Here is a 14,061-nt window from a genome sequence, read left to right on the forward strand (position 1 = left end):
GGTCTTGAATTTGTTTCCCGCGATGCGACGCACGCGTGAAATTCTCTCGCGCGATCAAATGACTAGGGAGAAGTAAAAGTGAAAATTTGTACACACAAAAATGCGGCGGTTGCGCTCAGTTCTTGGCTTGAACAACGGGCATGACGCCGCCGAGTGCAACAGTCAGTTCGGCGGCGACATCGCGTACGATATTGCCGATAATCGGTATGCGCTCGTCCGTGACGCGCGATGTCATTCCCGATACCGAAATTGCTGCAAGTGGCTCGCTGCAATCGTTGTAAACCACCGCAGCAATGCACCGAAGTCCCATGCGGGCTTCCTCGTCATCGACCGCGTAGCCACGCTGCCGGGCGATCTGCAGCGCCTTAAACAGCTCGCCGGGCCGTACGATCGATTTCTCCGTCAAACGTGGCATGCCTTGACGGTGGATGATGGCATTCACGTCCTCGTCGGAATAGGTCGCCAGCACCGCCTTGCCGACGCCGGAGGCCACCATGGCCACGCGGCCGCCCACCTTGGTGAGCGAGCGCATGATCTCGCGGCTTTCCATACGGGTCAGAACGATGATGGTTTCGTCGTCGACGACGGCTAGATTGGCTGTTTCCCGCGTCTGATCGCGCAGCTTGCGCAGATACGGCATGGCGTGCGCGACGAAGTTCCGCCGTCGTGCGAACGTCGATCCGACGGCGAAGCTCCGCGCGCCGATATGCCACTTCGCCTCGCTGCGGTCGAATTGCACGAAGCGTCGCTTCTCAAGCGTCGTCAGCAGACGATGGACGGTCGAGGTAGACAGGCCGGTGCGCACCGCCAGGTCGGTGAGCCGGTAGCCTTCATCGTCTTCGGCAAGGGTTTCGATCAGCGTTAGAGCGCGGTTGACGGACTGCACGCCGCCATCTTTGCCTTCGGCTTCCGTCTCAACGCCGCTGCGCGGCTCGGCGAGCTTTCGCCTGATCACACTTTTCTTCATTGCTACCTACGGTCGTCGATAGAAGTGAAGGTCGTGCTGAGAAGAGAAAGGGTGCCGCCCTATTGAGGCGGCACCCAATTGTCAGAACTTACAGCAGGCCCGCGCCGCGTGCCCACTTGTACTTCGCGCCGAGAACTTCGACGGGGAGTTCAGTGGAGTATGCGTAAGCCGGGATGCCGTTCTGGTAGAGATACTCAGCGGCTTCCTCGACTTCGATGTCGCCGGCGAGGGAGGCTACCATCGGCTTGCTGATGCCTTTCGCTTCCATCTCCTTCTTCACCTCGACCATGTTGCGGGCGAACACCATCGGCGGCGTGACGATGGTGTGCCAGTAGCCGAGAATCAGCGAGTGAATGCGCTCATCCGACAAACCGAGTTTTACTGTGTTGACGTAAGTGATCGGCGGTTCGCCGCCGGTGATGTCCACCGGGTTGCCGGCTGCGCCGAACGGCGGGATGAACTTGCGGAACGCCGTGTCGAGATCGTCCGGCATCTTCATCAGCGACAGGCCGTTATCGACCACCGAGTCGGACAGCAGCACGCCGGAGCCACCGGCGCCGGTGATGATGAGGACGTTTTCGCCCTTCGGAGTCGGCAACGCGGGAATGCCGCGCGCAAATTCGAGGAGCTGACGCAGCGAGCGCGCGCGGATCACGCCCGATTGCTTCAAGACATCCTCATAGATCTTGTCGTTGCCGGCGAGTGCGCCGGTATGCGACGCTGCCGCCTTGGCGCCCGCCGAGGTGCGGCCTGCTTTCAGGACGACGACCGGCTTCTTCTTGGAGACGCGCTTGGCGGCTTCCGCGAAAGCGCGGCCATCTTTCAGGTCTTCGCAGTGCATCGCGATGATGTTGGTGTTCTTGTCCTGCTCGAAGAAGGCGAGCAGATCGTCTTCATCGATGTCGGATTTGTTGCCGAGACCGACGATCGCGGACACGCCCATCTTGGCGGATCGCGAGAAGCCGATGATAGCCATGCCGATGCCGCCCGATTGCGACGACAACGCTGTCGAACCCTTCACGTCATAAGCCGTGCAGAACGTCGCGCAGAGGTTGGCCGGGGTGTAGTAGAAGCCGTAAATGTTCGGCCCCATCAGGCGCACGTTGTATTTGTTTCCGATCGCGACGATTTCTTCCTGCAAGGCAGGCTCGTGCGCTTCGGCAAAACCGGACGGGATCAGGATTGCGCCGGGAATTTTCTTCTCGCCGCACTCGATCAGCGCGCCGGCCACGAACTTGGCAGGAATCGCGAACACGGCGGTGTCGATAACGCCGGGCACATCCTTGACGCTCTTGTAGGCCTTGCGGCCCATGATCTCATCAGCCTTGGGATGGATCGGATAGATATCGCCCTTGTAGCCGCCGTTGATGAGGTTCTTCATCACCGAGTTGCCGATCTTGCCGTCTTCGGCCGAGGCACCGATCACAGCAACGGATTTCGGCATCATGATACGGTTCATCGCAGTCACGATTTCTTCGTTCGAGCGCGGAGCAGGGCGCGGCTTGTAGTCGAAGTCGACGACGATGCGCACGTCGGCGGCAATGGCGTCCTTCTTGGTCGCGAATACCGGATTGAGGTCGAGCTCGATGATTTCCGGGAAATCGCTGACGAGTTGGGAAACGTTGACGATGATTTCGGCGAGCGCTTCACGGTTCACCGGATCGCCGCCGCGGACACCTTGCAGCATTTCGTGGGCCTGGATGCCGTCGAGCATGGACAGCGCATCGGCATTGGTTGCGGGCGCAAGGCGGAAGGTGACGTCCTTCAGCACCTCGACCAGCACGCCGCCGAGGCCGAACGCCACGAGCTTGCCGAACGAGCCGTCTGTAATCGAGCCGACGATGACTTCCGTGCCGCCCAGCAGCATCTGCTGAACCTGGATGCCTTCGATCTTGGCGTCAGCCTTGTACTTCTTGGCGTTCGCGAGAATGGTCTCATAGGCCTTTTCAGCGTCCGCAGCGGTCTTCACACCGACGATCACGCCGCCGGCCTCGGTCTTGTGGAGGATGTCGGGGGAGACGATTTTCATGACCACGGGAAAGCCCATGCCGGTCGCGATCTTGGCGGCATCCGCGGCGGACTTGGCGACGCCTTCCTTCGGAACCGGAATTCCGTAAGCATCACAGACTAGTTTGCCTTCCGGTGCGGTCAGGCTGGTGCGTTTATCTGCTTTGACGGCGTCGAGAATTTTCCGAACGTCGGCCTTTGCCTGTTGTCCGACGTCGATCTTTCGCGCTGCGTCCTGCGAATGAGCCATTACTTCCTCCTGTCACGTCCATTTTTTGGGAAACCGGATTGCGCACGGGTTGTCGGACGGCGTTTCCCGAACGCTTGAGCACCACGGTTGGGCATTGAACTGCACATCTTTCAGAACGTGCAGAGAAAAGCCTATAAGTGGCATTTGGCATGCCAAGAACCATGTTTGTCAAGCCTGTTCGCGGGGCTTTGACGATGTGTGACCGCAGCTTGACACTTTGGCATCTGGTATGCCAAGAACACAACGAAATGCTCCCGTGGTATACAGCCCTCAACCGGAGAGGGAGATGATTCATGGTTACTCAGAAAATTTCAAAGGTGCCGCTGACCGAAAAGGATATCGCGATCGTCCGCATCGCGCCCGAAGCCAGTTTCAAAAACAAGGCTTACGACGCGCTGAAGGAAGCCATCCTCAAGATGGACATCTATGCGAGTCCGGAGCCCGTCATGCTCGACGAGCGCGCGCTGTCGGAACATCTCGGTGTCAGCCGCACGCCAATCCGCGAAGCAATCGCGATGCTGGAGCAGGATGGTTTCGTCAAAACGGTTCCACGCCGCGGCATCGTCGTTGTGCGCAAGACCAAGGCCGAAATCGTCGACATGATCCGGGCGTGGGCTGCGCTCGAGAGCATGGCTGCGCGGCTCATTACTACGACAGCGCGCAAGAAGGACATCTCCGCGCTGCGTAACTTCTTCAAAGATTTCAACAAGGATCGTCTGCCGCAGGATCACATCGCCGAGTATTCGAAGGCGAACATCGCATTCCATCAGGCGCTGATCTCGCTAAGCGAATCCCCGGTTCTGGTCGATATGACCAACGATATCCTGCTGCACGTGCGTGGCTACCGCCAATTGACGATTGGCCGGACCGACCGCACCGCGGTGTCTCTGCCTGAACATCTCGCGATCATCGAGGCGCTCGAAGAGCGCGATACAGAACTGGCCGAGAAGCGCGCGCGCGATCACACGCTTGGGCTTGCGACTTATGTCGAAACCCACGGACAGGAAATATTCACGTAGACCAACGATCAAAAAAAGAGACTAGGGAGTCCACCGATGCTTACGACGGCGAAGACGACGGCTGCAAGTGACACAGAGCAGGACCTGACGGATGGCTTTCATCTGATCATCGACGCGCTGAAACTTAACGGCCTCAATACGATCTACGGCGTCCCGGGCATTCCGATCACCGACTTCGGCCGCATGGCGCAGGCCGAAGGCATTCGCGTTCTGTCGTTTCGCCACGAACAAAATGCTGGCTATGCCGCTTCGATCGCGGGCTTCCTGACGAAGAAGCCCGGTGTCTGTCTCACTGTTTCAGCGCCCGGCTTTCTCAACGGTCTGACCGCGCTCGCTCATGCCACGACCAATTGCTTCCCGATGATCCTCATTTCGGGCTCATCGGAGCGCGAGATCGTCGACCTGCAGCAGGGCGACTACGAAGAGATGGACCAGCTCGCGATCGCGAAGCCGCTGTGCAAGGCGGCGTTCCGCGTGCTGCATGCGCAGGACATCGGTATTGGTGTTGCGCGCGCGATCCGCGCTGCGGTCTCCGGTCGTCCAGGCGGTGTCTATCTCGATCTTCCGGCCAAGCTGTTTGGGCAGGTGATGGACGCGGAAGCCGGCAAGAAGTCGCTGGTGAAGGTCATCGACGCGGCCCCGGCACAGATTCCGGCTCCTGATTCCGTCAAGCGTGCGCTCGACGTGCTCAAGTCGGCGAAGAAGCCACTCATTATCCTTGGCAAGGGCGCATCCTACGCCCAGGCCGACGACGCGATCCGCGCTCTGATTGAGACGAGCGGCATTCCGTTCCTGCCGATGAGCATGGCCAAGGGCCTGCTGCCGGATACACATCCGCAGTGCGCCGGTGCGGCGCGCTCGACGGTGTTGAAGGATTCCGATGTTGTCATGCTGATCGGCGCGCGGCTGAACTGGCTGCTGTCGCACGGCAAGGGCAAGTCATGGGGTGACGCTCCGAAGAAGTTCATCCAGATCGACATCGAGCCGAAGGAAATGGACTCGAACGTCGAGATCGTGGCGCCGGTGGTCGGCGACATCGGCTCCTGCGTCACGGCCCTTCTGCAGGGCATGGGCGGCAACTGGCCTGCGCCGCCTGCGGATTGGACCAAATCCGTTCAGAGCAAGCGTGACGACAACGTCGCCAAAATGGCGCCACGCCTGATGAACAACAACTCGCCGATGGATTACCACGGCGCACTCGGTGTTCTGCGCACCATCATCAAGGAGCGTCCGGATGCGATCCTTGTCAATGAAGGCGCCAATACGCTCGATCTCGCGCGCGGCATCATCGACATGTATCAGCCGCGCAAGCGTATCGATGTCGGCACCTGGGGCATCATGGGTATCGGCATGGGCTATTCGATCGCCGCGGCCATCGAGACCGGCAAGCCGGTGCTCGCGATCGAGGGTGACAGCGCATTTGGCTTCTCCGGCATGGAAGTGGAGACGATCTGCCGCTACAAGCTGCCGGTCTGCGTGGTAATCTTTAACAATGACGGCATTTATCGCGGTACCGACGTCAACCCCTCGGGCGGCTCAGACGTGGCGCCGACCGTATTCGTGAAGGGCGCTCGTTACGACAAGATGATGGAGGCTTTCGGCGGAGTCGGCGTCAATGCGACGACCCCCGATGAGTTGAAGCGCGCAGTCAACGCGGCGATGGATTCAGGTAAGCCGACGCTTATCAATGCGGTGATCGACCCCGCTGCCGGCAGCGAAAGCGGCCGCATCGGTAATCTCAATCCGCAAAGCGTTCTGAAGAAGAAATAAAGCCACACCGTTGGGTGCATGTTGCGCCCAATCAATTTCAGTCCTCAAGCTCGGCGTCAGAAGGCGTCGGTTGATATGGAGTAGAAGATAATGACACAGGCGCTGAAGGGCGTTCGCATTCTTGATTTCACCCACGTTCAGTCGGGACCGACATGTACGCAGTTGCTGGCATGGTTCGGCGCCGATGTGATCAAGGTGGAGCGTCCCGGCGTCGGTGACATCACCCGCGGCCAGCTTATGGATGTCCCGAACGCGGACAGCCTTTATTTCACGATGCTCAACCACAACAAGCGCTCGATCACGCTCGACACCAAGAACCCGAAGGGCAAGGAAGTCCTCACCGAGCTGATGAAGAAGTGCGACGTGCTGGTGGAGAATTTCGGCCCTGGCGTGCTGGATCGCATGGGCTTTCCCTGGGAGACCATCCAGAAGATCAATCCGAAATTGATCGTGGCGTCGATCAAGGGTTTCGGCCCTGGTCCTTACGAAGACTGCAAGGTGTATGAGAACGTCGCTCAGTGCACCGGCGGCGCTGCATCGACAACCGGTTTCCGCGACGGGCTGCCACTGGTCACTGGTGCGCAGATCGGCGACAGCGGTACCGGTTTGCATCTGGCGCTCGGCATCGTGACCGCGCTTTATCAGCGCACGGTCACTGGCAAGGGACAGAAGGTCACCGCGGCGATGCAGGACGGCGTGCTCAATCTGGCGCGCGTCAAGATGCGCGACCAGCAGCGTCTCGCACATGGCCCGCTCAAGGAATACAGCCAGTTCGGCGAAGGCATTCCGTTCGGTGACGCTGTGCCGCGCGCCGGCAACGATTCCGGCGGTGGCCAGCCGGGCCGCATCCTGAAGTGCAAGGGCTGGGAGACGGATCCGAACGCTTACCTCTATTTCATCACGCAGGCTCCTGTCTGGGAGAAGATCTGCGATGTGATCGGCGAGCCGGGCTGGAAGACGCATCCAGATTACGCCAAGCCGGCAGTGCGTTTGCCGCGCCTGAACGAGATTTTCGCGCGCATCGAACAGTGGACCATGACCAAGACCAAGTTCGAGGCGATGGAAATCCTCAACAAGGACGACATTCCATGCGGCCCGATCCTGTCGATGAAGGAAATCTCCGAGGACAAATCTCTCTACGCCACCGGGACGCTTGTTGAGGTCGATCATCCGACACGCGGCAAATACATTTCTGTCGGTAACCCGATCAAGCTGTCGGACAGCCCAACCGTAGTGACGCGTTCGCCGTTGCTGGGTGAGCACACTGACGAGATCCTGAAGCAGGTGCTGGGCTTCAACGACAATCAGGTTGCCGAAACGCATAATTCGGGTGCGCTTGCTCCGCCCCGAAAGGTTGAAGCCGCAGAATAACGACGAGCGGTCGTATCATTCATTCATGTTGAGGCCGGCGGTTTCCGCCGGCTTTTTTCTTGCGTCGAAATTGGTGGAGCTCGTGATGGCACGCACCCTCATATGCGACATTTTGTCGCAATTCAGATGTCTGTTGCGGCGCAATATTCACCAATGCTGCTATGCAAAGCGCTTCGTGGGTTCTGGTATCTGGTATACCTGAGATGCAGACCACATTGCGCCGCGCAGTGACCAGCGCTGAACAAATCGATTTTTAGAAGACCTTCGCAACGCAAAGGAACAATCCTACGGACGTTCGTTCTATTGCTGGGTGATTTCGTCAATGGCTTGCTTTTCCTGACATTTTCCTACTGGGACACGCCCCCACTTAAGCCTGCGGCAACGGCCTGCCGTGGCCCAGTCTTTGAATCCCAAAGTCCTATCTGCGCATGGCTGGTTAGCCGAAAAACATCAAATGCTTGCCGGAAACGTCTCGATTGTTGGGGCCGTATTCTGGTTCCAGGTGCTGGCAATGTCGCACTGCCCAAAGGCGTGGCGTCAGATTTAACTTGTACTCTGGTATATCGCATACAAGGATGTGCTCAGGCAGCGTTTGTCGAAAACGAAACAGAACAACGCGCCTTGGGAGGGGAAACTGGCCAATATCGTTCTGACGATTGCAGCCGATGCTGAGCACAGGGCCGACGGATGTCGCCCTAGCTATCAGCACGAACTTCCTCACAATGATTGCGATGACCGCTGCGGGCTGCGTGCCGCGCAAGCGAGCATTTTGCGTCATGTGTATCGCAACTCTGTTTGGTGAGGTGCATGCACGCGACGCGATAACGACAAGAGAAACCGGAGCTGCGCAGTGCGGACTTCGGAACCAAGCCGCCGTTGAGCGGCATGAAACAATGTTTGGGGAGAAGTGCGATGATGCGATTGTCGATCCATACAATACTCGGAATCTCGTTGGCGGCAGTATTGGCTTCCGGGCCTGCTGCGGCGGCCTGGGAGCCGACCCGTCCCGTTGAAATCGTCGTGCCCGCGGGCACCGGCGGCGGCGCCGACCAGATGGCGCGGACCATCCAGGGTATCGTTACCAAGCACCAGCTGATGAAACAGCCGCTGGTGGTTGTGAACAAGGCGGGCGGTGCAGGTGGCGAAGGCTTCCTCGACGTCAAAGGCTCGGCGGGTAATCCGCACAAGCTGGTGATCACTCTGTCCAATCTTTTCACCACGCCGCTGGGGACGGGCATTCCGTTCAGTCACAAGGATCTGACGCCGGTCGCCATGATGGCGCTCGACGAATTCATTCTCTGGGTCAACGCGGAAAGTCCCCACAAGACGGTGAAGGACTACATCGCAGCGGTGAAGGCAAAGCCCGGCGAGTTCAAGATGGGCGGCACCGGATCGAAGCAGGAAGACCAGATCATTACGGTCGCCATCGAAAAGGCTTCCGGCACCAAGTTCACCTACATCCCCTATCGCGGCGGCGGTGAAGTCGCGGTCCAACTCGTCGGCAAACACGTCGATTCCACGGTGAACAATCCGATCGAGGCCGTGGCTCAGTGGCGGGGCGGCGCCGTACGTCCGCTCTGCGTGTTCGATGCGAAGCCGCTGCCATACAAGGACGTCATGGCTGATGGTAAATCGTGGAGCGACATTCCGACGTGCAAGTCACAGGGGCTCGACGTCGAATATCTGATGCTGCGCGGATTCTTCACGTCGCCCAAGGCGACCAAGGATCAGGTCGAATTCTACGTCAACCTGCTCAAGAAGGTTCGTGAAACTCCGGAATGGCAGACCCTGATGAAGGATGGCGCCTTCAATCAGACTCTCATGGTCGGTTCCGAATACAGCGCCTGGGTCGAGAACGAAGAGAAGCGGCACCAGGCACTCATGAAGGACGCCGGCTTCCTGGCGGCGCCGCAATAACATCAAGGGTCAATACTGCCGGCGGATTATCTCCGCCGGCAGGGCTTCAGCGCGGGAAAAAAACATGAGCGAGCATTCTTCTGGAGTAGGTCAGCGTGGTCCGTCGCATCGATGGACGGAATTCGGGGTGGCAGTATTCTGTATCCTGTTCGGCGCGATCACGATCATCGGCAGCGTCAAGGCGGGATCGGGGTGGGGTCCTGAAGGTCCGAAAGCCGGATTCTTTCCCTTCTACATCGGCGTCATCATTGTGCTGGCGAGCGTCGTGAACTGCATCGAGATTTTGATGCAGTCCGATGACGGTCAGCTTTTCGCGGATTGGGGGCAGCTTCGCCAGGTGATGTGCGTCGTTGTTCCGACCACGATTTACACTCTGAGCATTCCGTATCTCGGCATCTATGTTGCGTCGGTCATCCTGATTGCGCTGTTCATGAAATGGCTCGGTAAATACCCGTGGACCAAGGCGGCTGCCGTGGCACTCGGCACACCTTTCGCGATCTACCTGTTCTTCGAAAAATGGTTCCTCATTCCGTTGCCAAAAGGACCGTTGGAAGACTTGCTCGGTCTCTGAAAATTCAAAGCTGCGGTTGAGGACATCGATATGGAAGAAATCGTAAATCTGTTTCACGGCTTCGCGACGGTGCTGCAGCCGTTCAACATCATGGTCATGGTCATCGGGATCTTGCTCGGCGTCATCATCGGCGTGCTGCCCGGTCTCGGCGGTGCGAACGGTGTGGCGATCCTGCTGCCGCTCACATTCAGCATGACGCCGACGTCGGCCATCATCATGCTGTCTTGCATCTACTGGGGGGCACTGTTTGGCGGCGCCATCACGTCGGTGCTGTTCAATATCCCCGGCGAGCCGTGGTCCGTGGCCACGACATTTGATGGCCATCCCATGGCACAGAAGGGCAAGGCCGGCGAGGCGCTCACCGCCGCGTTCACGTCGTCCTTCGTCGGCGCGCTGTTCGCCGTCATCATGATTACGCTGGTTGCACCGTTGGTTGCGAAGTTTGCGCTTCAGTTCGGGCCGGCGGAAAAATTCGCGGTGTTCTTCATAGCGTTCTGCAGTTTCATCGGCATGGGCAAGGAGCCGCCATTCAAAACAATTGTCGCGATGATGATCGGCTTTGCGCTGGCGTCTGTCGGCCTCGACAGCGTCACGGGACAGTTGCGCATGACCTTCGGATTCACCCACCTGCTGAGTGGATTCGACTTCCTGATCGCGGTGATCGGATTGTTCGGAATCGGCGAGATCCTTCTCACCATGGAGGAGGGGCTGAACTTCCGAGGTAAGGCCGCCAAGATCAATGCAAGAGTGGTGTGGGAAACCTGGAAGGAGCTTCCGCGCTACTGGGCGACGTCGCTGCGCTCGTGTTTCATCGGCGTGTGGATGGGAATTTCGCCGGCCGGCGCAACGCCTGCATCTTTCATGAGCTATGGCATCGCCAAGCGCATGTCGAAGAACGGCAAGAACTTCGGCAAGGGTGAGATTGAAGGCGTGGTTGCGCCCGAAACAGCTGCGCATGCGGCCGGTACCGCGGCGTTGTTGCCCATGCTGTCGCTCGGCGTTCCGGGTTCGCCGACCGCTGCGGTGCTACTCGGTGGCTTGCTGATCTGGGGACTGCAGCCAGGACCGCTGCTGTTCGTCGAACAGAAGGAATTCGTCTGGGGTCTGATTGCCAGCATGTATCTCGGAAACTTCGTCGGCCTGATTATCGTGCTGACCTGCGTGCCGCTGTTCGCAGCAATCCTGCGCATTCCGTTCAGCATCATCGCGCCGGTGATCCTGGTGCTGTGTGCCATCGGCGCTTACACCGTGCACAACAACACCTTCGACGTCGTGATGATGATGGTGTTCGGTGTGGTCGGATACGTGATGAAGAAGTGCAACTATCCGATGGCGCCGCTGGTGCTTGCGATCGTGCTCGGTGACAAGGCGGAAGAGGCGTTCCGGCAATCGCTGCTGGGATCGCAGGGAAGCCTTGGCGTGTTCTTCTCCAACGGTCTGGTCGGAACGATCATGATGCTGGGATTGATTGCGCTGTTCTGGCCTTTGATCTCGAACGGCTGGACCTGGTTGCAGTCACGCACACCGAAGGCGGCGATGTGAGAGAAAAAGTGAAGTCTGCTTGTTGCAGGCTTGACTGAGACTCGCTGAGCAAGAAACAGCCCAACCGAAGCGCGCTCATCCCTTGGATGGGCGCGCTTTTTCTTTTCTCGCTTGGGCCTGCGAAACCGGTTGACTCGCGCCGGGAGCACGGGCAATTTCTGGTATACATAATACAAGATGGCGGGCGAGTGCACTTAAGCCCTGAAACAGGGCGTTTCTCGATCCGGACCACGATTGGAGGAAGCCATGAATATTCACGAGTATCAGGGCAAAGCCGTCCTGAAAAATTTTGGAGTGACGGTGTCGGCAGGTGCGCCGGCTTTCACTGTCGACGAAGCGGTCGCCGCGGCAAATGCGTTGCCGGGTCCGGTCTACGTTGTGAAATCGCAGATCCATGCCGGCGGTCGCGGCAAGGGCAAGTTCAAGGGATTGCCGGCCGACGCGAAGGGCGGCGTGCGGTTGGCGAAGTCAGTCGATGAAGTCGCAAGCTTCGCCAGGGAAATGCTCGGACGCACGCTCGTTACCGAACAGACCGGGCCGGCAGGCAAGCAGGTCAACCGGCTGTACATCGAAGACGGCTCCGAGATCGAAAAGGAATTCTATCTCTCGATGCTGGTCGATCGCGAAACATCGCGCGTCGCCTTCGTGGTTTCGACCGAAGGCGGCATGGACATCGAGAAGGTCGCACACGACACGCCGGAGAAGATCGTGACGTTCTCCGTCGATCCCGCCACCGGCGTGATGGCGCATCACGGCCGCAAGGTCGCGCAGGTGCTCGGGTTGACCGGCGATCTCGCCAAGCAGGCTGAGAAACTGACGGCGCAGCTTTACAGCGCCTTCCTCTCCACCGACATGGCGATGCTGGAAATCAATCCGCTGGTGGTAACGAAGCAGGGCGAGCTCCGCTGTCTCGACGCCAAGATCAATTTCGATTCCAACGCGCTGTATCGTCACCACGAGTTGGTGAAGCTGCGCGACCTGACCGAAGAAGATGAAAAGGAAATCGAGGCGTCGAAATACGACCTCAACTACATCGCGCTCGAAGGCACCATCGGCTGCATGGTCAACGGCGCGGGACTGGCGATGGCGACCATGGATATCATCAAGCTCTATGGCGCGACGCCGGCCAATTTCCTCGATGTCGGCGGCGGTGCGACCAAGGAAAAGGTTGCAGCCGCTTTCAAGATCATCACCTCCGATCCCAACGTGAAAGGAATCCTGGTCAACATCTTCGGCGGCATCATGCGCTGCGATGTCGTCGCGGAAGGCGTCGTCGCCGCGGTTCGCGAAGTCGGCTTGAGTGTGCCGCTGGTGGTTCGCCTCGAAGGGACCAATGTCGAACTCGGCAAGAAGGTCATCGCCGAGTCCGGATTGAATGTCGTCGCCGCCGACGATCTCGACGATGCCGCGCAGAAAATCGTTCGCGCCACACGCAAGGAAGCCGCGTAATGTCCATTCTCATCGACAGCACCACGAAGGTGATTTGCCAGGGTTTTACCGGAAAAAACGGCACTTTTCATTCCGAGCAGGCGGCGCTTTACGGCACGCAGATGGTTGGCGGCACCTCGCCCGGCAAGGGCGGCTCCTCGCATCTCGGCCTGCCGGTGTTCGACACGGTAGCGGAAGCGCGCGAGAAGACCGGCGCCGATGCCAGCGTGATCTATGTCCCGCCGCCGGGTGCCGCGGATGCGATCTGCGAAGCGATCGACGCCGAAGTGCCGCTGATCGTCTGCATCACGGAGGGAATTCCGGTGGCGGACATGGTGCGCGTCAAGCGCGCGCTTGAAGGCTCAAGCTCGCGGCTGATCGGTCCCAATTGTCCCGGCGTGATGACGGCGGGCGAATGCAAAATCGGGATCATGCCCGGCAATATTTTCAAGAAGGGCAACGTGGGAATCGTGTCGCGCTCGGGCACGCTGACCTATGAGGCGGTGTACCAGACGTCCGCCGAAGGTCTCGGCCAGACCACGGCGGTCGGCATCGGCGGCGATCCGGTGAAGGGCACTGACTTCATCGCGATGCTCGAGCTGTTTCTCGCCGATCCCGACACCAAGTCGATCGTGATGATCGGCGAGATCGGTGGTTCGTCGGAAGAGGACGCGGCGCAGTTCATCAAGGACGAAGCAAAGCGCGGACGCAAGAAGCCGATGGTTGGTTTCATCGCCGGCCGCACCGCGCCTCCCGGCCGTCGCATGGGCCACGCCGGTGCGATCATCTCGGGCGGGAAGGGCGATGCCGAATCCAAGATCGCGGCGATGGAAGCCGCCGGCATTCGCGTCTCGCCGTCACCTGCGCGTCTCGGCAAAACGCTGGTCGATGTGCTGAAGGGCTGATCAAAGTTTCTGCGCGAAGATTCTGCGTTGAGATTTTCTTCAACGGCGATGCTTCGATAACCACGTTGTCATGCCCGGGCTTGTCCCGGGCATCCTGCGTTTGAGTCCATGTTATTTCTACAGCGTCGTCCCGGCGAAGGCCGGGACCCATACTCCCAGATGCCTGATGCTGCGCGCGATGAGGCAATTTTTTATTGATAGTGGAGTGGTTATGGGCCCGGCCTTCGCCGGGACGACGACTGACATTCGCAATTGATCTGAACCCAAACCCAATGCGCTTTCAACGCCTTGCACGGCATTCGCCGGGTACGTCG

General features: G+C 59.1%; 10 protein-coding genes. 8 read left to right on the plus strand and 2 right to left on the minus strand.

All coding sequences use genetic code 11. From position 1 onward, the window contains the following. Window positions 1–115 precede the first annotated feature (115 nt). Window positions 116–967, minus strand: coding sequence for an IclR family transcriptional regulator (locus HNQ36_RS22840; RefSeq protein ID WP_184089333.1), 852 nt, complete (start codon window positions 965–967; stop codon window positions 116–118). Window positions 968–1,055: 88 nt separating this feature from the next. Further along, complete coding sequence (locus HNQ36_RS22845; protein WP_184089336.1) at window positions 1,056–3,224, minus strand: acetate--CoA ligase family protein; 2,169 nt, start codon at window positions 3,222–3,224, stop codon at window positions 1,056–1,058. A gap of 293 nt (window positions 3,225–3,517) precedes the next feature. On the opposite strand from HNQ36_RS22845, the gene HNQ36_RS22850 reads away from it, so the two are divergent. The 8 genes from HNQ36_RS22850 (at window position 3,518) to sucD (ending at window position 13,747) form a co-directional block, all read left to right on the plus strand. After that, window positions 3,518–4,243, plus strand: a complete 726-nt coding sequence (locus tag HNQ36_RS22850; RefSeq protein WP_046827376.1) for a GntR family transcriptional regulator — start codon at window positions 3,518–3,520, stop codon at window positions 4,241–4,243. 36 nt (window positions 4,244–4,279) lie between these two features. Beyond that, the gene (gene oxc, locus HNQ36_RS22855) at window positions 4,280–6,013 is read left to right on the plus strand and encodes an oxalyl-CoA decarboxylase (RefSeq protein ID WP_184089339.1); all 1,734 of its coding nucleotides are present in this window, start codon (window positions 4,280–4,282) and stop codon (window positions 6,011–6,013) included. A 90-nt stretch (window positions 6,014–6,103) separates the two neighbouring features. Continuing rightward, window positions 6,104–7,384, plus strand: coding sequence for a formyl-CoA transferase (gene frc / locus HNQ36_RS22860; protein WP_184089342.1), 1,281 nt, complete (start codon window positions 6,104–6,106; stop codon window positions 7,382–7,384). 915 nt (window positions 7,385–8,299) lie between these two features. Next, window positions 8,300–9,301: a Bug family tripartite tricarboxylate transporter substrate binding protein gene (locus tag HNQ36_RS22865; protein WP_246395507.1), complete on the plus strand. Its 1,002-nt coding sequence runs from the start codon at window positions 8,300–8,302 to the stop codon at window positions 9,299–9,301. A 64-nt stretch (window positions 9,302–9,365) separates the two neighbouring features. Next, window positions 9,366–9,872, plus strand: a complete 507-nt coding sequence (locus HNQ36_RS22870) for a tripartite tricarboxylate transporter TctB family protein (protein WP_184089348.1) — start codon at window positions 9,366–9,368, stop codon at window positions 9,870–9,872. A gap of 30 nt (window positions 9,873–9,902) precedes the next feature. Then, entirely contained in the window at window positions 9,903–11,414 is a 1,512-nt protein-coding gene (locus tag HNQ36_RS22875) for a tripartite tricarboxylate transporter permease (protein ID WP_184089351.1), read from the plus strand. A gap of 246 nt (window positions 11,415–11,660) precedes the next feature. Further along, a complete protein-coding gene (sucC, locus tag HNQ36_RS22880; RefSeq protein ID WP_184089353.1) occupies window positions 11,661–12,863 on the plus strand; it encodes an ADP-forming succinate--CoA ligase subunit beta in 1,203 nt (400 codons plus the stop codon). Next, entirely contained in the window at window positions 12,863–13,747 is an 885-nt protein-coding gene (sucD, locus tag HNQ36_RS22885; protein WP_184089356.1) for a succinate--CoA ligase subunit alpha, read from the plus strand. The genes sucC and sucD overlap by 1 nt, the downstream gene beginning before the upstream one ends. The last annotated feature ends 314 nt before the right edge of the window (window positions 13,748–14,061 follow it).

Origin of the sequence: Afipia massiliensis, assembly GCF_014203115.1 — a bacterium.
GTDB classification, from domain to species: Bacteria; Pseudomonadota; Alphaproteobacteria; order Rhizobiales; family Xanthobacteraceae; genus Afipia; species Afipia massiliensis.